The following is an 18653-nucleotide window of genomic DNA, read 5'->3' on the forward strand; positions in this document are numbered from 1 at the left end:
GGTTGAAGTGCGCCCCGGACACCGGTCCCAAGGTGGCGATGAGGACGCCCAGGGCCGCCACGGTCGCCACGGCGTTGACGAGCAGCTGCAGCGCGATGTCCTGGGTGAGATTCGTGCCCATGATGCCGGAGCCGATGACGGCGGCCACGAGGGCGCCGGTGCCGGCGAACTCAGCGGCGAAGCGGCGCAGCGGGGCCTGGGAGAGCGACATGAGGAGCGAACGGGCCTTCCGGGTTCAGCGGATCGCGATGAGAGTGACAGCCTGTATCGACGCATGTCAACATAGAAGCTCGTCGATTCACCGAGTGTTCAGCCAGGGGGCGTCGTGACCGGTCCGGATCTGCTCGTCGACCAGCCCACCCGGCCCACGGGCGTGTCCGCGTGTGGCACGGCGCTGGCGTCCCCCATGCCCCGCGCGGTGGCAGAGGAACGCTCCGCGCTGCTCAAGGCGGTGGCCGACCCGGTGCGCCTGCAGCTGCTGTCCCTCATCGCGAGCTCGCCCCGGCAGGAGGCGTGCGTGTGCGACATGACCCAGGTCGTTGGGGTGTCGCAGCCGACGGTGTCGCACCATCTGAAGGTCCTCGTCGAGGCCGGGGTGCTGACCCGGGCGCGGCGCGGCACCTGGGCCTGGTTCACGCTCGTCCCGCGCCGGCTCGAGGACATCACCCGCATCTTCGGCTGACCGCCGGAGCAGTGTCCCTACCGGCGCAGGTGCAGCACGACCCTCCCCCTGGACCCTGCTCCTGGCGCCCGCAACAAGGGCGCGAGCCGACCTCCACGCTCCGCCGCGGTCGGGTGGCTACCCTGCGGCCATGACCGACAACGGCTTCGCTCTGGCGATCGGTGCCTTCGTCACCTCGAGCGGGTTCGCCGCCCTCGTCGCCCTGTTCGCGGCGTGGCTCGCCTGGCGGGGCACCGTGAAGCAGGTCGAGACCGCGCGGAGCGCGGCGACCGCCAGCGCTCGCGCCGCCCGGGCGCTCGCCGAGGCGAGCGACAACCGGCAGCGATGGTGGGAGACGGCGCGCTGGTTCTGGGACAACCGCGCCCGGATGCCGGAGCCGGAGTACCTCGCCGGGCTGGAGGCCCTGACCGACTCGGGGCTGGTCCGGACGGAGGCCCAGCGGGCTATGCTCAGAGCGATGACCACGACCCCACGGCCAAGGGGGTGATGCGCGTGGACGGGTCCGGGAAGCCGAGTTCGCCCGATACGGACGTGCGTGACGACACCGTCGCGTCGCCAGGTGCGCAGGAGTCCAGCGAGGCGCCGGACGCCGGCCACGAGACGGTGTCGATCGATGCCCCGGTCGAGCAGGTGTGGGAGCACCTGATCAGCCGGCCGGGCGCAGAGTTCCTGATCGGTCCGGAGGGGGGCGGCCCGGACCAGTTGTGGCCGAGCACCGGGGGAGCGCACGACACCAGCCGGGGCAGCGCCCCGGCGTGGGGCATCCGACTCTCGTGGCGGCCCGACGACGATGCACCGCCCGCGCTGGTCGACGTCAGCCTGCGCCCCGACGGCGCGGGCACCCGGGTCGACCTCGTTCACGAGGGCGCCGGGAGCACCCGCCTGTGGCGGAACGCGCTGGACCGGCTGCTGTCCTCCTTCGACTCCGCCGGGCGCACCCGGACCCTCGTGGGCCGGACGCCAGAGCCGGACCCGACCCGGGCCGACGGGCTCGAGGCGCGCCGGCGCAAGCTCCTCGCGCACCTCGACGCCATGGGGCCACTGGACAAGCACGCCGTCTGAGCACCAGGCAGGTCCGCGGGCGAGGCGACGCGTGGCACACGCATCCCTGGCGGGTCCGTGCGCATTCCCTGTAGCTTCCCAGCCCCGGGTGACCGCTCCTACCCGCCGGCCCGGCGGCGTTCGAGCATGCCCCGCACGTAGGCCGCCTGTCCGACGTGCTGGCTCGTGTCGTTGACGACCGACACCAGCCGCACGGAGGCGGTGACCGGAGGGTCCCAGCGCCTGTCGACCACCCGCGACAGGCCTTCGGCATCGAGGTCGCCGAGCACGCGCAGCGTGAGCCGGTGCACGGCGTCGTGGTAGCCCGAGAGCACAGCCGGGTCGGTGACCACGAAGGCGCCCACCTCGTCGGCGTCCATGCCGTAGCCGACGGCGTGGGCGGCATACGGCAGGTCGAAGCGCTCCCGCCACCCGTCTGCGATCCAGGCCTGGTCGATGCCGGCGAGGTCGGCCACGTGGTCGTCCTGGACGCGGGTCAGGTGCCACACCAGCCACGCGATCGAGTTGGCCCCGGGGTCTGGGCGCCACAGCAGGTCCTCCGGGGTGAGGCCGGCGAGGACGTCCGGCACCGTCTCGGCGACCCGGCCGAAGGCGTCACGCAGCACGTTGCGGGCGAGGTCAGCACCCGAGGGGACGGCAGCACGGCTCACGGTCCCAGCGTGCCACGGGACGGCCGCCGCAGGGACCCGGTCAGCCCGGTCAGCGGGGCTTGACGACGGTGAGCAGGACGGCCGCATCCTCGCGGGCGGCCAGGGAGTGCCGTGCGGGCGGGATGACGATCAGGTCGCCCGCCGTGCCGTCCCAGCTCGTGTCACCCGCGAAGAGGGTCACCCGCCCGCGGAGCACCTGGAGGGTGGCCTCACCGGGGCTCTCGTGCTCCTCCATCTCCTGGCCGGCGGCCAGGGCGACGAGCGTCTGCCGGAGCTGGTGCTCGTGGCCGCCGTAGACGGTCGTGGCGCTTCGCCCGCTCGACGCGCGCCGCGCCGTCTCGAGGTGCTCACGGACGAGCGCGGTCAGCGACGACTTCTCCATCGGGGCTCTCCTAGGCAGGTGCGTGCGGTCGACGTGCCGACTGTATGCCGCCGGGCTAGGTGCCGCTCACCTCGAGTGCGGTCGGCACCAGGCCCGCCACGAGGCGTCTCACGTCGTCCGCGGTCGTCGGAACCAGCCGCAGGTCGTCCTCAGCCGGGTCGACGAGGGCGACCCCGGCCGGTGTGTCGAGGACGGCGACGCGCCGGTCGGCCAGGCTGCCGAAGCGGGTGGCCCAGAAGGCGTCGACGACGGCGAAGGTCCACAACCCCGCGGCCACGCAGGCCGCCCAGGCAGCCCAGTCGGGCGACGCCGCGGCCACGAGGGCGGCGGCGCCGCGCCGGCGCGCCTCACGGGTCGGGGCCGCCAGGTCTTCGAGGGTCTCCTCGGCCACGACGGCGCCCTCCGACGCCAGGCCGGGGCGGGGCTCCAGGCCGGCGAGGCCCATCACGGCCCCCGACACGTCGTCGGTGGCAACGGTGCGCAACTCGTAGGTCGCGTCACCCAGGTCCACGAGGAGGCCGGTGGCGCAGGCGAGCCAGCCCTGGTGCACGTGCACGCCCGCCTCGGAAGCCAGCGTCAGGGTCAGCTGGGCCCGTGGTGCGACGACGGCGGACAGGACCGTGCCGAGGGAGGAGTGTGGTCGGCCGTCGACGAGGACGCCGGCGTGGCTGAGCGCCTCGAGGCGCTCCGGTGAGCAGGGGCGATGCCCGGCCGCGCTGTCCGCGAGGTCGAGGAACGTGCCGCCGTCGAGCCGCAGGAGCCCGGTGCGCGGGTCGAACTGCACAGTCACCCCCGCTCCTCCCTCGTGTGTGTGTGCGCCTGCTCCGTCGTTGGTGGTGCGCCCGAGGTTGTGCCGGGACGAGAAGGCCGTCATGCGAACTTCGCTCAGCCTAGAGGCAACCGTCGGTTCCCGCGGGGGAGTAGCAGGAATCGACCGGCTTGCGTGCTATAGGCATCTCTTGCCGCAGCCCTAGACGCACCTAGCGAGCCCTAGCCCGGGCCGCGACGCAGGCAGCGCGGTCACTCGGCGGCGGGTGGCCCGTCGTCGCCGTCGGCGAGCAGCCCGTAGAGCCGCCGCCGGGTGTCCCGCATGATCTCGGTGGCCTCGGCGCGCTGCGCAGCGGTGCCCGTCGTCATCACCTGCCACAGGGCCCCGGCCACCTGGCTCATGGCCGGGAGCAGCTCGGGGCCGTCCGCCGGTGCGTCGCCGCTCGTCGGGGGCGGCTCGAACGGAGCCCAGGTCGCGGCCATCTCGTCGGCGTGCTGCTCGACGTAGGCGCGTCCCTCGTCGGTGAGGCGCAGCAGCCGGCGGCCGCCGACGTCCCGGCCTTCGACCAGCCCCTCGTCCTCGAGCTGCTGGACCGTTGGGTAGATCGAGCCGGGGCTCGGTTTCCAGGCGCCGCCCGTGCGCTCGGAGATCTGCTGGATCACCTGGTAGCCGTTCATCTCGTCACCGGCCAGCACGTCGAGGATGGCCGCCCGCACGTCGCCCCTGCGGGCTCGGGGACCGCGCGGGGGCGCCAGGTGCGGCCCGCCGAACTGCCGCATGAGGTCGCGCACCCACGGCGGCGGCCCGGGCCGGTGCCCGTGCGGGCCGAAGCCTCCATGGCCGCCCGGCCCGTGCCCGGGCCATCCCCCGCGTCCACCGCCCCATCCCGGGCCGACCCAGCCGGGCCCCGGCCAGCCGGCCCAGCCGGCGCCCCAGCGACTGCCCTGCTCGTCACTCATCATGGTCTCCCGTCTGCGGCCCGCCGCTCAAGCGGGCGATACATCAACGATAGATCGCGACTGTTCGCGCCGACAAGAGGGTGGCGCACGCGGGGCCCCGTGGTGGCGGCACCGGCCCTCCGCGCGACGTGACGAAGTGGAGTCGGCCCGCCGGATCGGGCGCCGCTGGGGTTTATCCTTCGCACGCCGTGGATACCGTGCCGACAGGACGGAGCGTCCATGGAGGGGAAGGGAAGGGCAGTGAGCGTGACAACGGATGCGCAGAAGCGAGTCGACGACACCGGCACGGGCAGGAGCTCGGCCGGGGAGAAGCGCACCGTCCGCCTTCCCGCGGCCCCCGTCGCGGCCCAGCAGGCGCGGCGGGAGGTGGTCAGTGACCTGCTCGTGCGCGACCTGCCTGCCAGCGTCGTCGAGGAGGCCGAGGCCGTGGTGGGCGAGCTCGTGGCCAACGCGGTGCGGCACGCGAAGCCGCTCGCCGATGGCTCGGTGCGCGTGCACTGGAAGGTCAAGAACGGCGTCGTCGAGGTCGAGGTGTCCGACGGCGGCGGCCCCACCGTGCCGCGGCCCGCGCGTCCGACGGTGTGGGGCCCGAGCGGCCGTGGACTGCGCATCGTGCGGTCCATCGCCCACGAGTGGGGCGTGCTCGAGGACGCCAACGGGCGCACCGTGTGGGCCTCGATCGGGGGCCCGTCCCGGCGCCGCTCGCCCTGACGGGGCACGGCATACGTCGTATGCCGCCGGGCGGGAGCGGGCCCGCCGCGCACTAGGGTGGCGGGCATGGGCAAGGCATCTCGACGTCCCCGTTCGGCCCGCACCGACCGCAACGCTCGCTCCGTCCCCGCGGCGTTCGTCGCGCGGCCCTTCGCCGGCCTGCGCGACGAGACCGACTGGGTGGCGATGCGCGAGATCGTGCCGGCCGCCACCGCGACCGTCCGCCTCGCGGCGGCCACGGCACCTGCCGACGCCCCCGACGAGGTGACCGTCGCCACGGTCCTGCCGCTCGCCTGGCCGGGCCTGCGCCGCGAGTCCGGAGAGGTGCTGGTCGGCATCCAGTCGGGCAGCGGCAGCGGTGACGCCAGCCGCGACATCGCCTCGGCCATCGTGCGGACCGTGGCCCTGCCGCCCGGCACCCCGCTCGAGACGCTGCCGGTCTCCACCGAGCAGGCCCCGCGCCTGCAGGACCTGCTCGACCCGGCTGCCCCGCTCGACCTGCAGGTGCACGAGGGGTTCGACTTCTGGGTCGGCGACACCGAGCTCGACGCGGAGGGCAAGACCTCGCTCGAGCGGGCCAACGAGTCGGCCATCCCCACGGTCAAGCTGCAGGCCGTCCCGTCGTGCTACTGGTGTCGCATCGGCGCACGGGCCTATGTCCGCTGGGTGCTGCCGCACGAGGAGGACGTGTCGACCGACGCCCTGGCCCGCCTGCACGCCGCCCGGGAGAGCACGCTCGGTGACGGCGGCCGGCTGCTCGGGTGCTTCCGCTCAAGCGGGCTGCTCATCCCCGTGTGGGAGGTCGACCCCGAGACCTCGGCCGACGACTTCGAGGGGGACGTCGCGCAGCTCGCCGCCCGCCTCGACACGGCAGTCGCCAGCACCGAGCCCCTCACGGCGGCCGAGCGGGGGGCCAAGGCGGGCCTGACGAACCGCCAGGTCACCCTCCGCTGACGATGCCACGCACATGAGCGTCGCCGTCGTCATCCCGGCCAAGGACGAGGCGGCGCGCATCGCCGCGACGATCCGGGCCGTGCGGGACGCCTCGGGCGTCGAGGCCGTCGTCGTCGTCGACGACGGGTCCACCGACGACACCGCGCGGGTCGCCGCTGCGGAGGGCGCCGACGTGGTGCGGCACACCCGCAACCACGGCAAGGCCGACGCGCTCATGAGCGGCCTCGGACGGCTCGCGGCGCTGCGCCGCCTCGGGCGCCTGACGCCGGGCGTCGCGGTCCTCTTCGTCGACGCGGACCTCGAGGAGTCGGCGGCCGCCGCGCTGGCCCTGGTGCGCCCGGTCGCCGACGGCACGGCGCACCTCACCATCGCCGTACTGCCGCCCCAACGGGAGGCCGGCGGCGGCCACGGCCTCGTCGTCCGGCTCGCTCGACGGGGCGTCGAGGCGCTCACCGGCTGGGTGCCCACGCAGCCGCTCTCGGGCATGCGGTGCCTCTCGCCCGCCGCGGTGACGGCGGCGACGCCCTTCGCCCGTGGCTGGGGGGTGGAGGTCGGCATGACGGTCGACGTGCTCCTCGCCGGGCTCACGGTCCGCGAGGTGCCGTGCGAGCTGCACCACCGGGTCACGGGCACGGACTGGCGCGCGCAGCTGCACCGCGCGGCGCAGCTGCGCGACGTGGCGCTGGCCCTCGGAGTGCGGCGGCTGCGCCGCCGCCGGCTCGGTCGCTCACACCGCCAGGGGGCGCCGGGCTAGCTCGGCGAGCACGAGCGGCAGGGTGAAGAGCGCCGCGACGGGGGGGATGGCGGCGCCCGAGTCGTTGGTGAGGAAGCCGACGAGCGCGAGCGTCACCACCGCCAGCAGCCCCTCGCGCAGCAGGGGCGCCCGGGCCACCAGCCCGGCGAACGCGGCGGTCCCGAGCGTGCCGGGACGCGCGACGACGGCGACGAGCGCCACGACGACGGCGGTGCCGACGATCAGGAGCGCGGGTAGGGCGACGAGCAGGCCGACGTTCTGCTCCAGCTTCCGGCTCACGACCGCGGCCGCCCCGCCGTCCAGCACGGTTTGTAGGAACCGCCCGGCATGGGTGCGCTCCACGGCGGGCCGACGCCAGTCGAGGTAGGCCACTGCCACGAGCACCGCCACCACGACGGCCCCCACCGCGGCGACGGCCCGCCACGACGGCCGCAGCCCTGCCGTGCGCAGCAGGAGCAGCCCGAGTGCCGGGACGAGTGCCACGGGGCCGCCGAGGTCTGCCCCCCAGGCGGGGAGGACGTCGACGGCAAGGGCCGCTGCGCCGAGGACGACGACCACGAGCACGGCCAGCCCGCGCTCGCCCCGGCTCACGAGCGCATCGCCGATCCCCGCGCACAGCAGGAGGACAGCGCTGCCAAAGAGTGCGAAGGCGACGTTGCCGATGCCGTAGTAGCGGCCCCCCACGAGCGGCTGCAGGCCGAAGACCGAGGAGAGCTGCAGCGCCGACCCCGTGAGCAGGTCGACGCCGATGACGCCCGCCGTCACGGCGGAGGCGGCGGCGAGCAGGCCGAGCCGCGCCGACCGCCACGGGCCCAGGCGGCAGGCGAGCGCGAGCCCGGCGCTGACGGCGAGGACGAGCGGGACGAGCCGCCCGAGCAGGACGGTCGTGGAGTCCGCCCCGCGCCACCACGGCACGAGGTTCGCGAGGAACGTCGCGGCCGGCATCGTCGCGGTGACGAGACCGACCCACCCGAGGAGTCGGTCCGCGCGCCGGGCGCCGCGCCCCGTCCGCCCCGTCCGCCCCGTCGGCCCGGCCGACCCCCGGCCGCGCAGGGCGGCCAGCACGGCGAGCACGAGCGCCGCGGACCCGAGCCAGAGCAGCAGGAACGGGGCGACGAGCCGGTGCATGGCGTCCGCCTTGGCCTCCACGTCGGTGAGGACGGTCCGCCTCGCGGTGGCCGACGCGTCGTCCCGGCCGCCTGACGCCTCCACGGCGAGTGCCCGGCCGCCGATGGCCTCGACCGGAGCCACGCCGCGCGCCGCCAGCACCGTTGCGGTGACGTCGGAGAGCTGCGCGAGCCCGACGCGGCGCGTCGACGCGGAGGCGAGCAGGCCGGCCCGGAAGTGCGGTCCGGAGGCCGCGAGGACATGCAGTCGCTCCTGTCGGTCCCGGTCCGCGAGACCGACGACGACGATGTCTGCGGTCGTGGGCGCTGCGGCGACGACCCGGCCGACCCGCTCGTCCAGCGCCCGAACGGAAGCGGGGGACGCTGCGCCGCCATCGTCGGGCCCGCCAACGTCGACGACGCTGACCCGGCACGCGCCAAGGTCGCGCGTGAGGGAGGCGGCGTCGAGCGGCGTGTAACGGGCCAGCCGCCCGTCGGAGCGCGCCACCGCCAGCGCCGCTCCTGGGCCGATTGCCTGCACGCAGCCCGGCCCGGTGGCGAGGCCGTCGCCGAGCAGGCCGAGGCGCGCCGAGTGCGGGCCGGTGCGCGTCGTGGCCGCGAGAGCGGCATACCCCTCGACGCGGTATCCGCCCGACGGGTCCGCGGCGACGCCAGGGAGCGCCCGGCAGGTCGGGCGGCCACCGGACGCGTCGGGACCGGCGGCCTCGCCGGCCGAGAGGGTGGCCCAGCCGTCGGCCGGGCAGGTCGTGAGGTTGATGGCCTTGACCGACACGGTGGCCGTCGCGCCGGCGCGCAGGAGTCCCCACAGGGACGGGGTGGCGGCGGCGGACGCGTCGGACCACGCCAGGCCCGGCAGCCCGACGACGACGAGCGAGTCGGCGGGTGCCGGGGGCGAGGTCGGCGGGACCCGGAAGCCGGGTCGGGCGGCATACGCCCAGACCAGGCAGGCCACGAGCAGGACAAGGCCGGCGAGCAGCGCCTGGGCCCGATGCCTGCGGATCACCGGGTCAGACTACGCACGGGACCCCGGCGGCTACCCTTGCCCTTCGTGAGCGACTCAACCCAGGCCGTCGTGGTCGTGGCCGCCGCGGTCGCCGCGGTCGCCGCGCTTCTCGTCGCCCTGGGCGCCAGGCGCCGCCTCGCCGAGGTGCGTCGTGACTTCCGGGTCCTGCACGGCGACGGCCACACCGACATCGCGCGGGTCGCCGCGGCGCAGACCCACCGGATCGAGCGCCTCGGCGCCGACGTCGCCCGGCTGCAGTCCCAGCTCGCCGGCACGCAGGACGACGTGCGCCAGAGCCTGCGCAACGTCGCGGTCGTGCGCTACGACGCCTTCGGCGACATGGGCGGGCGGCTGTCCTTCTCGGCCGCCGTCGTCGACGACCACGGCGACGGGCTGGTGCTCTCGTCCATCCATGCCCGCAGCGAGTCGCGGACCTACGCCAAGGGGGTGGTGGCCGGACGCTCGAGCATCCCGTTGACCCCCGAGGAGCAGCAGGCGCTCGCCTCGGCCAGGTCCGGGGCCCCGACCACCCGACACCAGGACCAGCCATGACCCCGCCGCGCTCCCTCGACGACCTCCGCCGTTTCGGCTACCTCGGCCCGCGCGGCACCTTCACCCAGATGGCGCTCGGCGCGTGGGTCGGCGCCCGGGAGGCCGTGCAGTCGCCCTACGGCTCCGTCGACGCCGCGCTCGACGCCCTGCGGGCCGGGGACATCGACGCCGCCATGGTGCCCATCGAGAACTCCGTCGAGGGCGGGGTGTCCGCGACCCTCGACGCCCTCGCCACGGGCGAGCCGCTCGTCGTCGTGGGCGAGGTGCTCGTGCCGATCACGTTCGTCCTCTGCGCCCGTCGCGGCACGTCGATCGAGGCGGTCCACGCCGTGGGCACCCACTCCCATGCGTGGGCCCAGGTGCGCGGCTGGGTCGGCACGCACCTGCCCGGCGCGACCTACGTGCCGACGCTGTCGACGGCCGCCGCCGCCGCCGCCCTGGGCGGGGAGGGCGAGGTCGTCTTCGACGCCGCCGTGTGCGCCCCGGTGGCCGCGGCCAACGAGGGGCTCGACGTGCTGGCACGGGACATCGGCGACGTCCCGGGTGCCGTGACCCGGTTCGTCCTCGTCGCCCGGCCGGGCACCCTTCCCGAGCCCACCGGCGCGGACAAGACGACGGTCGTGCTCTACCAGAAGGACGACCACCCCGGCGGCCTCCTCGAGCTGCTCGAGCAGTTCGCGAGCCGGGGGGTCAACCTGACCCGGCTCGAGTCGCGTCCCGTCGGCGGCGAGATGGGCCGCTACTGCTTCTCCATCGACCTCGAGGGCCACGTGGAGGACGCGCGGGTCGGCGAGACGCTCATGGGCCTCAAGCGGGTGTGCGCCGACGTGCGCTTCCTCGGGTCGTACCCCCGCGCCGACGGCGTCCGGGCGGCCGCACCGCCGGGAACGTCGGAGGCCGACTTCCAGGCGGCTGCGGCCTGGCTCGCCGCCCTGCGCGCCTGACGGCGGAGTGGGCGCCGACGGTCCCCCCCGCCGGCGCCCTCCGCGTCCCGGACCAGGCCCTGACTCCCGGCCCGGATCGCCGTCCCCGCTGAACCAGAGGCGCGACACCGGTCCCTGATACATCCGTGGGAGAGTTCTTTCCGGGCCGCTTCCCACCGGCACGTATCAGCCTCGGTCTTCGGCCCTCTGTAGTCCCGTCAGCGACGGGCGTGCCCGAGGAGGGGCGGAGATGCCGAACGTGGAACTGCCAGACCCGCAGACGTCGGGCGACGGACAGCGCGAGGAGCTGCGCGTCGCCCTGCTGCACCCAGCGACCTCACCGCGCGTGCCGGGGACGCCCCCGCCGTCCCCGACGCTCTACGTGCCGGACCGCCTCCTCGTGAGCGGCTTCCCCGGGGACGGGGACGTCGACGGGCAGCTCGAGGACCTCCGCGACGCCCTCGTCCCGCTCGGCGTCAGAGCCGTGGTGCCGCAGCGTGAGCGCGACCGCGTGGCGCGGCTCGCCCGCTCCCGGGGCCGGTCCCGGGAGGTGCTCGACGAGGTGTTCGTCCTGCGGGTCGTCCTCGAGGCGGAGGGGACCGACCCGGTGCCGCCCCCTGACGCCTGGCTGGTGCTGCAGCACCTGCGCCGGGACCCGGCGTTGGCGCGCCGGGTGAGCCTCGACCACGTCGTCCGGCCGGCCGACGGCTTCTGGGGCGGAGTCGACGGCTTCTGGGGCGGGGTGGACGGCTACTGGGGCGGGGTGGATGGCTACTGGGGCGGCGTCGGCGCGCGGGGCCTGGCCGAATACGGCGCCCCGGGGCGCGGAGGCCGTATGCCGGTCGCGCTCGTCGTCGAGGACCCGTCGGACCGGTCCCGGGACCTGCCACGCCACCCGGTGGTCGCCCTGCCGGACACCGGCATCGGCCGGCACCCGTGGTTCGACGGTCACCCCCGGGTGCTGCGCGAGGTGACCCACGACGGTGCGGTCATCGGCGGCCCCGACGCGGACTTGAGCGGGACCGAGCCCGACCGGCTCACCGGACAGATCGGCCGCGATGTCGGCCACGGCACGTTCGTCGCCGGCCTGGTGCGGCAGGGCTGCCCAGAGGCGACGATCCTCACGATCCCCGTCCTCACCGGCACGGGCATCGCCGCGGAGTCCGGCATCCTCGAGGCGCTGACCGACCTGCTGCTGCGGCACGTCGAGGGGCAGGACAGCCCCGACGCCGGGGGGAGGGACCAGGTGGTCGACGTCCTCTCGCTGTCGATCGGCTACTACCCCGAGGCCCCGGAGCCGCCGTCCGCCCTCAAGGCGAGCCCCCTCGGGCGGCTGCTGCGCCAGTTCGGCGAGAACGGGACGCTCGTCGTGGCCGCCGTGGGCAACGACGCCACCGAGGCGCCGTTCGTCCCCGCCGCGCTGGCAGGCGCCACAGGTCCGGACGCGCTGCCCGTCGTCGCCGTGGGGGCCCTCAACCCGGACGGCTCCTCCGTCGCCCTCTTCTCCAACGCGCCGGCGCACGTCAGCGCGCACCGTCTGGGTGTCGCGGTTGTCAGCACGGTGCCGACCGCGGACGCCGGGCTGCAGTCGTCCACCGGCGCCGACCTCGTGGGCGGCCACCCCCGCCGCGCGACGCTCGACCCCGACAACTACGCCGGCGGCTTCGCCGTCTGGAGCGGGACGTCGTTTGCGACGCCGGTGCTCGCCGCCGAGCTCGCCGCCTGCCTCTGTGCCGCCTCCGACGTGGCCGACGTGGGCCCTGCGGCCATGCGGGCGCGGGGATGGGACGCGCTGCGCACGTGCCTCGGATGGAGCCCGACATGACCACCGGGCCTGCTCCGGCAGCCCAGGAGAGCCTCTCCACGCGCGCGGGCCAGGCGTTCACGGCATACCGGCTCGGGGAGCGCGACCGGCTGCGGGACCTCGTCGAGCTGCTCACCCCGGTCCTCTGGCACACCGCCCGAGCCCAGGGCGCCGACGCGACGACGTCCGAGGACGCCATCCAGACCGCGTGGCTCCAGCTCGTCGACCACGCCGAGGGCATCGCCGAGCCGGCGGCCGTGCTCGGCTGGCTCGTCACGGTCGTCAAGCGGGAGGTCTGGCGGCTCTCCCGAGGCGCCCGCCGCGAGATCGGCGTCGAGGAGGTGCCCGAGCGCCCCGCTCCGGCCGCGGACCCGGCGACGCTGTCGATCCTCAGCGAGCGGCAGCGCGTGCTGTGGTCCCACTTCGCCCAGCTGCCACCCCGCTGCCAGGAGCTGCTGCGCGTCATCGCCTTCGCCGACCGCCCCGACTATGCCGCGATCGCCGTGTCGCTGGGCATGCCCGTGGGCAGCATCGGGCCGACCCGCGGCCGGTGCCTCGGCAAGCTGAGGGACCTCCTCGGCTCCGACCCCCGATGGGTGGTGTGAGCGGTGGCCACGCACGACGAGCCGATCGACGACCGCGACGACGCCACGCTGGCGCACCTGCGGCAGCTCTTCGCCCACGCCGACCCGGTGCCGGCCGGGCTCGTGGAGCGGATGGAGCTCGCGCTCACCGTGCAGGCGCTGCACGCCGAGGTCGCCGAGCTCATCGAGGCCGAGCTGCTCGCCACGCGCGGGACAGCCCCGCCCTCGCCGGGGGAGGCCACCCGCACGGAGTCGGTCACCTTCCAGGCGCCGTCCCTGCGCCTCATGGTCTCGGTCGCCCCGGGTGGCGACGACGACGTCGTGCGGCTGGACGGGTGGGTCACCCGGGCGGGGGCGCAGGTCGATGTGGTGACGGCTGCGGGGACGCGTACCGTGACCTCCGACGAGCATGGACGGTTCGCCTTCGACGACGTCCCGCGCGGCCGGACCTCCTTCGTGGTCCGGGTCGGCGACGGCGCCGGGACGCGGCCGGTCATCACGCCGGCGGTCGAGCTGTGAGGTCGGTTTCGAGAGGGGTGAGCTGCGCACATCGACGCCCTCGAGCACGTGCGCGACCTGCGCGAGCGGGCCGCCGCGGACAACCTGGCCGGCCGGCCCACCGAGGCGGCGGCCGCGCTCGACGCCGCCCTGGCCGAGCTCGACCGGATGGAGGCCCGGGCGGCTGACCCCGAGGTGGCCCGGGCCAGGGTCAAGACCGTCGTCACCTACGGCCTGACGGACTTCCTGCTGTCGGGGCTCGGTGCCGCACTGGACCGGCTCGCGCTCGCCGAGCGGCTCGCGACCGCCCTGGGCGACGCCGGCCTGCTCGCGCGGGTCCACTTCCAGCGCGCCGCCATCCACGGGCGCGCCGGCGACCTCGCGGCGGCTTGGCGCGACTTCGACGGCGTGCTGCCCCACCTCGACGCGTTCACCGAGCGGGAGCAGTGCTCGGTGCTGCTCGGGCGCGGGATGCTCGCCCTCAAGCAGGCGCGCGCGCGGGAGGCGGGCTGGGCCTTCTCCCGCGCGGCCGACCTCGCCGGCCGGCTCGGCTTCGTCGAGCAGGAGGTGATGGCCCGGCACAACCAGGGGTATGCCGCCCACCTCCTCGGCGACCTGCCGCGGGCCTTGTCCCTGATGGCCTCCGCCGCCGAGCGCGGCGGCCGCGTGGCTCGGGCGCCGATGCAGCTCGACCGGGCACACGCCCTGCTCGAGGCGGGACTGGTCCGCGAGGCGGTCGGGGTCCTCGTCGCCGGCCGGGCCGAGCTCGCAGACGAGGGGGACGACCTGGCCCGCGGCGAGTTCGACCTCGACCTGGCGAAGGCCAACCGGGTCCTCGGGCGGCTCGACCGGGCGACGGAGGCGGCCGAGCAGGCCGTGGCCGCGTACGGCCGGGTCGGCGCCACCGCCTGGGCGGCCCGCGCCCGGCTCGCGGGGCTGCAGGCGCGGCTCGACGGGCTGCGCGCCACGTCGGGCGCCGACCCCTCCGCCGGGCAGCAGGCGGCCCGCGCGATGGCCGTCGAGTGCGGCGCGCTCGTCGCGACGGCCAGCGCCGTGGGCGACCGGGTCCTCGCCGACACGGCCCGGGTGGCGGGAGCCGAGGCGCTGCTGCTGGCCGGTGACGCGGAGGCGGCCGCCCGGCGCCTCGCCGACACCGCCGGGCCGGCACGGGGCTCGCTCTCGGACGTGCTCGCGGCCGCTGCCGTGGAGGCCTCGGTGCACGCGTCCTCGGGCCGACAGCCGGCTGCCCGGCGGGTCCTCGCGGGAGCCGCCCGGCGGCTGGCCGCCGGCCAGCGCGGCAGCGCGAGCCTCGACCTGCGCACCGCGCGGGCCGTGCACGGCATACGGCTGGCGGACCTCGACCTCGACCTCGCCCTCGGGCGGGGTGGGACGGCGGTGCTCCAGAGCCTGGAGCGCTGGCGCTCGGCCACCGGCCGCCTGCCCCGACTCGGCCGTCCCGACGACGAGCGCCTCGCCGAGCTGACCGACCGGCTGCGCGCGGCGCACGCGGCGATCCGGGCCGAGACGGACACCGGGCGGTTGCGCGACCTGCACGAGCGCGCGGCTCGCCTCGAGCGTCTCGTCCGGGCGCGCGACTGGACGCTGGCCAGCCAGGCCGCGCTCCCGTCCCGGACGGTCCCCGGCGTGCGCGAGGCTCGCGCGGTGCTGGCGGCGGCGGACCGCGACCTCGTGTGGTTCTTCGCCCACCGGGGCCGGCTCTGCGCGGTGGGCGTGCACGGGGGACGCACGATCGTGCGGGACCTGCTCGACCTGCGCCGCGCCGCCGAGCTCGCGCAGCGGGTCCGGGCCGATTTGCGGGTGGCCGCCAGCCACCGGCTGGGCCCGCTCGCCCCGGCCGTGTGGGGCTCGCTCCGCTCGGCGGCCGACGAGCTCGACGGGACCCTGTTGCGGCCCTGGGGCCAGCGGGCCGCGGGCCTCGTCGTCGTCGCGTGCCACGAGCTGTCCGCCCTGCCGTGGTCCCTGCTGCCGTCGGCCAGCGACCGGCCCGTCACCGTCGCCCGCTCCCTCTCGGGCTTCGCCACCGGTGCGCGGCGGGCGACGTCTGCTGCGTCGGTGCACGTGTCGGTCGGCCCCGGCGTCGCACGTGGCGCTGGCGAGGCGGAGGCGGTGGTCGCGGCGTGGGGCGGTCCGGGACGTGGGTCGGACGGCAGGTCGCGGGGCGGGTCGAAGGGTGGGTCGGGGGCCCTCGCGGCGCCCGGTCCGCGGGTGACCGTGGCGTCCCCGTCGTCCGGCGCCCAGCTCCTCAGCGCGCTCAGCGCCGTCGGCCCCGCCACTTCTCTCGGTGCCCCCTTGGCCCCCGGTGCCTCCGGTGTCCTCGTTGCCCCCGGTGCCCCCGGTGCCCCCAGTGCCCCCGGCTGCGCCGACATCGTGCACGTGGCGGCGCACGGGGTGCACCAGCCGCAGTCCCCGCTCCTGTCCTCGGTCGTCCTCGACGACGGGCCGCTCTTCGCCCACGAGATGCAGCCGCGCGGGGTGAGCGCATCCCACGTCGTGCTGTCCGCCTGCGACGTCGGGACGCCGACGATCCGGCCGGGGGAGGAGGCCCTCGGGATGGCGGCCTCGATGCTGTCCCTCGGCGCGGCGTCCGTCATCGCGGCCGTGGCGCCCGTGCCCGACGACGTGGCCGCCGAGGCCATGGCCCTGCACCACCGGTCGCTCGCGTCCGGGCTGGCGAGCGACGAGGCGCTCGCCACTGCCCTGGCCGGCTGTGACCCGCTGGCCCGGGCCTTCGTGTGCCTCGGGGCGAGCTGGCGGCCGACGAGCGGCTGAGTGGCAAACGTCTCAACGGCGGACACCGGCTTGTTAGGCAAGCCTATCCTGTGCTTTCCTGAGCTGGGGCCCGCCGACGGCTCGGCCCCGGACCCGGCCCTCGCCGTCTGACAGGGCCGCACCGCCAGTGGGAAGTGGGACACCGTGCTCGCGAGCAACGCCCTCATCGGACTCCGGGAGGGCCTCGAGGCCGCGCTCGTCGTGGTCATCCTCGTGGCGTTCCTCGTCAAGACCGACCGACGGTGGGCTTTGCGCTACGTCTGGCTCGGCGCCGGCGTCGCCATCGCGCTGTCCGTCGCCCTCGGCGCCGTGCTGACCTTCGGCACCCGCCAGCTCGGCTTCGAGGCCCAGGAGCTCATCGGCGGCTCGGCCTCGATCCTCGCGGTCGTCTTCGTCACCGGCATGGTGTTCTGGATGCGCACGGCGGCCCGGACCATCTCCGGTGAGCTCAAGGGCCGGCTCGACCGCGCCCTCGACCTCGGGCCTTTCGCCATCGCGCTCGTCGGCTTCCTCGGCGTCGGCAGGGAAGGGCTCGAGACGGCCATCTTCTTCTACGCCACGACCGAGGCGGCCGGGCAGGGCAACAACCAGCCGCTGCTCGGCTGGACCCTCGGCCTCGGCGCGGCAGCGGCTCTCGGCTACCTCATCTACCGCGGCGCGGTGCAGATCAACCTGGCGAGGTTCTTCCGCTACACCGGCGTGCTGCTCATCCTCGTCGCCGCGGGCATCCTCGCCTACGGGTTGCACGACCTGCAGGAGGCGCGCCTCCTGCCGGGCCTTCGCACCCTCGCGTTCGACGTCAGCCACATCGTCGACCCGAGCAGCTGGTACGCCACTCTGCTCAAGGGCATCTTCAACTTCACCCCCGCCACGACGGCCCTGCAGGCCGTGGCGTGGACGCTCTACGTCGGCGTGGTGCTGACGGCCTTCCTCAGGCCGGTGCAGCAGGCCCGTCGGCCCACCGCGCCCAGCGCCGACGCACCGGCCCGGTCCGTGGCCGCCTGACGAAACCGCCCCTCGGTCGCCCGGCCCGCGGCATACCCTCGTCCCTTCGCACCGGCCACCGTCACCGGCCACGTCACCCCAGGAGCACCATGTCCCGCCTCGCCCTGCGCTTCGGCGCGCCGCTCGCCCTCGCCGCCCTCACCGCCCTCGCCCTGACCGGCTGCACCGGCCAGGCGCAGCCGGGCTCGACGGCGACGACCGGGGCCGGGGCCGGGGGCGCCATCACCATCACCGCCAGCGACACCGCCTGCGACCTGAGCGCCACGACCGCCCAGGCCGGCACGCTGACCTTCCGCTTCACGAACACCGGCAGCAAGGTCAACGAGTTCTACCTCTACGCGGCGGGCGACCGGATCGTCACGGAGGCCGAGAACATCACCCCGGGCCTCAGCAGGGAGATCAAGGTCGAGGTCACCGAGGCGGGGACCTACACGGTCGCGTGCAAGCCCGGCATGTCGGGCGACGGCATCCGGACGCAGCTCACCGTCACCGGCACGGCCCCGAAGGGCAGCAGCGACGCGAAGCTGACCACGGCCGTCGCGGCATACACGAAGTACGTCGAGTCCGAGACGGACGAGCTGGTCGAGGAGACCGGCGAGTTCGTCGCGGCCGTCAAGCAGGGCGACGTCGCCAAGGCCAAGGCGCTCTATCCCAAGGCCCGGATGCCGTGGGAGGAGATCGAGCCGGTCGCCGACGCCTTCGGCGACCTCGACCACCGCATCGACGGGCGCGAGGCGGTCCTCGCCACCGGGGCGAAGTTCACCGGCTTCCACCGCCTCGAGAGGGATCTGTGGAAGACCGGGCTGCAGCCGGACTCCGGCGCCGTCGCGGACCAGCTGCTCGCCGACGTCAAGCAGATCGCTGCCAAGGCGGAGACGGTCGAGCCCGAGGCCCTCAGCATCGCAGGCGGCGTCGACGCCCTCCTCGACGAGGTGGCCACGACCAAGGTGACCGGGGAGGAGGAGCGCTACTCGCACACCGACCTGTGGGACGTCAAGGGCAACGTCGTGGGGTCGCAGCAGGCCCTCGCGGCGCTGCGGCCGGTCATCGGCGAGCGCGCCCCCGAGCTGCTCAAGGCGCTCGACGCGCGGTTCGTCGCCCTCACCACGCTGCTCGACTCGCACCGGGCCGGTGACGGCTACCGGCTCTACACGCAGCTCACTCCCGCCGATGTGGGCGCCCTCACCGTGGCCCTCGACGCCCTGAGCCAGGAGGTGGCCAAGGTGCCGGGGGTCGTCGGCGCCCCGTGACCGGGCTGCCGTCGGTCAGGCGCCGCTGGCCTTGCGCTTGTTGAGCAGGTCGAACGCGACGGCGGCGAGCAGGACGAGCCCCTTGATGGCCTGCTGCCACGCCGGGTTGACCGACATGATCGACAGGCCCATGTTGAGCACGCCCATGATGAGGGCCCCGACGATCGCCCCGGAGACCTTCCCGACACCACCCG

The 18653-nt window shown here is 75.4% G+C and carries 20 protein-coding genes and 1 pseudogene; 14 read left to right on the forward strand and 7 right to left on the reverse strand.

Annotated elements, in window-relative coordinates; genetic code table 11:
* On the reverse strand, window positions 1-211 hold a 211-nt coding region (locus VFJ94_RS01765; RefSeq protein ID WP_325002454.1), incomplete at its 3' end, for an aquaporin.
* 114 nt (window positions 212-325) lie between these two features.
* Here VFJ94_RS01765 and VFJ94_RS01770 point away from each other — a divergent pair.
* The 3 genes from VFJ94_RS01770 to VFJ94_RS01780 all read left to right on the forward strand — a co-directional run bounded on the left by VFJ94_RS01770 (window position 326) and on the right by VFJ94_RS01780 (window position 1744).
* A complete protein-coding gene (locus VFJ94_RS01770; RefSeq protein ID WP_325002455.1) occupies window positions 326-682 on the forward strand; it encodes a metalloregulator ArsR/SmtB family transcription factor in 357 nt (118 codons plus the stop codon).
* A 130-nt stretch (window positions 683-812) separates the two neighbouring features.
* On the forward strand, window positions 813-1169 hold the full coding sequence (locus tag VFJ94_RS01775) for a hypothetical protein (RefSeq protein ID WP_325002456.1): 357 nt from the start codon (window positions 813-815) through the stop codon (window positions 1167-1169).
* A gap of 44 nt (window positions 1170-1213) precedes the next feature.
* A complete protein-coding gene (locus VFJ94_RS01780) occupies window positions 1214-1744 on the forward strand; it encodes a hypothetical protein (protein WP_325002457.1) in 531 nt (176 codons plus the stop codon).
* A gap of 98 nt (window positions 1745-1842) precedes the next feature.
* Here VFJ94_RS01780 and VFJ94_RS01785 read toward each other — a convergent pair whose 3' ends face one another.
* The 4 genes from VFJ94_RS01785 to VFJ94_RS01800 form a co-directional block, all read right to left on the reverse strand.
* Window positions 1843-2394, reverse strand: a complete 552-nt coding sequence (locus tag VFJ94_RS01785; protein WP_325002458.1) for a mycothiol transferase — start codon at window positions 2392-2394, stop codon at window positions 1843-1845.
* Window positions 2395-2443: 49 nt separating this feature from the next.
* Window positions 2444-2776, reverse strand: a complete 333-nt coding sequence (locus VFJ94_RS01790) for a cupin domain-containing protein (RefSeq protein WP_325002459.1) — start codon at window positions 2774-2776, stop codon at window positions 2444-2446.
* A gap of 55 nt (window positions 2777-2831) precedes the next feature.
* Window positions 2832-3566, reverse strand: a complete 735-nt coding sequence (locus VFJ94_RS01795) for a hypothetical protein (RefSeq protein WP_325002460.1) — start codon at window positions 3564-3566, stop codon at window positions 2832-2834.
* 230 nt (window positions 3567-3796) lie between these two features.
* On the reverse strand, window positions 3797-4504 hold the full coding sequence (locus tag VFJ94_RS01800) for a PadR family transcriptional regulator (RefSeq protein ID WP_325002461.1): 708 nt from the start codon (window positions 4502-4504) through the stop codon (window positions 3797-3799).
* 240 nt (window positions 4505-4744) lie between these two features.
* Here VFJ94_RS01800 and VFJ94_RS01805 point away from each other — a divergent pair, with 240 nt between their 5' ends.
* The 3 genes from VFJ94_RS01805 (at window position 4745) to VFJ94_RS01815 (ending at window position 6923) form a co-directional block, all read left to right on the forward strand.
* Window positions 4745-5215 (forward strand): ATP-binding protein, encoded by a 471-nt coding sequence (locus VFJ94_RS01805; protein WP_325002462.1) that lies wholly within the window; start codon window positions 4745-4747, stop codon window positions 5213-5215.
* Window positions 5216-5281: 66 nt separating this feature from the next.
* Window positions 5282-6169: a DUF5926 family protein gene (locus tag VFJ94_RS01810; RefSeq protein ID WP_325002463.1), complete on the forward strand. Its 888-nt coding sequence runs from the start codon at window positions 5282-5284 to the stop codon at window positions 6167-6169.
* A gap of 13 nt (window positions 6170-6182) precedes the next feature.
* Window positions 6183-6923 carry a glycosyltransferase gene (locus VFJ94_RS01815; RefSeq protein ID WP_325002464.1) on the forward strand — a complete coding sequence of 247 codons (741 nt, stop codon included), beginning with the start codon at window positions 6183-6185 and terminating at the stop codon, window positions 6921-6923.
* On the opposite strand, the gene VFJ94_RS01820 is transcribed toward VFJ94_RS01815, so the two are convergent.
* Window positions 6897-9053, reverse strand: a complete 2157-nt coding sequence (locus VFJ94_RS01820; protein ID WP_325002465.1) for a hypothetical protein — start codon at window positions 9051-9053, stop codon at window positions 6897-6899. The two genes, VFJ94_RS01815 and VFJ94_RS01820, sit on opposite strands and share 27 nt — an antisense overlap.
* Before the next feature lie 45 nt (window positions 9054-9098).
* Between VFJ94_RS01820 and VFJ94_RS01825 the strand changes: the two genes are divergently transcribed.
* The 8 genes from VFJ94_RS01825 to efeO all read left to right on the forward strand — a co-directional run bounded on the left by VFJ94_RS01825 (window position 9099) and on the right by efeO (window position 18459).
* On the forward strand, window positions 9099-9605 hold the full coding sequence (locus tag VFJ94_RS01825) for a DUF4446 family protein (protein ID WP_325002466.1): 507 nt from the start codon (window positions 9099-9101) through the stop codon (window positions 9603-9605).
* Window positions 9602-10549, forward strand: coding sequence for a prephenate dehydratase (pheA, locus tag VFJ94_RS01830; protein WP_325002467.1), 948 nt, complete (start codon window positions 9602-9604; stop codon window positions 10547-10549). The genes VFJ94_RS01825 and pheA overlap by 4 nt, the downstream gene beginning before the upstream one ends.
* A 238-nt stretch (window positions 10550-10787) precedes the next feature.
* Window positions 10788-12353: a S8/S53 family peptidase gene (locus VFJ94_RS01835; protein ID WP_325002468.1), complete on the forward strand. Its 1566-nt coding sequence runs from the start codon at window positions 10788-10790 to the stop codon at window positions 12351-12353.
* Window positions 12350-12937, forward strand: a complete 588-nt coding sequence (locus VFJ94_RS01840; RefSeq protein ID WP_325002469.1) for a sigma-70 family RNA polymerase sigma factor — start codon at window positions 12350-12352, stop codon at window positions 12935-12937. Before VFJ94_RS01835 ends, VFJ94_RS01840 begins: the two co-directional genes overlap by 4 nt.
* 3 nt (window positions 12938-12940) lie before the next feature.
* Window positions 12941-13435, forward strand: coding sequence for a hypothetical protein (locus tag VFJ94_RS01845; RefSeq protein ID WP_325002470.1), 495 nt, complete (start codon window positions 12941-12943; stop codon window positions 13433-13435).
* 48 nt (window positions 13436-13483) lie between these two features.
* The gene (locus tag VFJ94_RS01850) at window positions 13484-16204 is read left to right on the forward strand and encodes a CHAT domain-containing protein (protein WP_325002471.1); all 2721 of its coding nucleotides are present in this window, start codon (window positions 13484-13486) and stop codon (window positions 16202-16204) included.
* Between the two features lie 144 nt (window positions 16205-16348).
* Window positions 16349-17209 (forward strand): iron uptake transporter permease EfeU, encoded by an 861-nt coding sequence (gene efeU / locus VFJ94_RS01855; RefSeq protein WP_325002472.1) that lies wholly within the window; start codon window positions 16349-16351, stop codon window positions 17207-17209.
* Window positions 17210-17298: 89 nt separating this feature from the next.
* Complete coding sequence (gene efeO, locus VFJ94_RS01860; RefSeq protein ID WP_325002473.1) at window positions 17299-18459, forward strand: iron uptake system protein EfeO; 1161 nt, start codon at window positions 17299-17301, stop codon at window positions 18457-18459.
* A 15-nt stretch (window positions 18460-18474) separates the two neighbouring features.
* On the opposite strand, the pseudogene VFJ94_RS01865 reads toward efeO, so the two are convergent.
* A pseudogene (locus VFJ94_RS01865) lies at window positions 18475-18653 on the reverse strand (sugar ABC transporter permease); the annotation flags it as partial.

The sequence above is a fragment of the Intrasporangium sp. genome (assembly GCF_035688975.1).
In the GTDB taxonomy this organism is placed as follows: domain Bacteria; phylum Actinomycetota; class Actinomycetes; order Actinomycetales; family Dermatophilaceae; genus CALMNV01.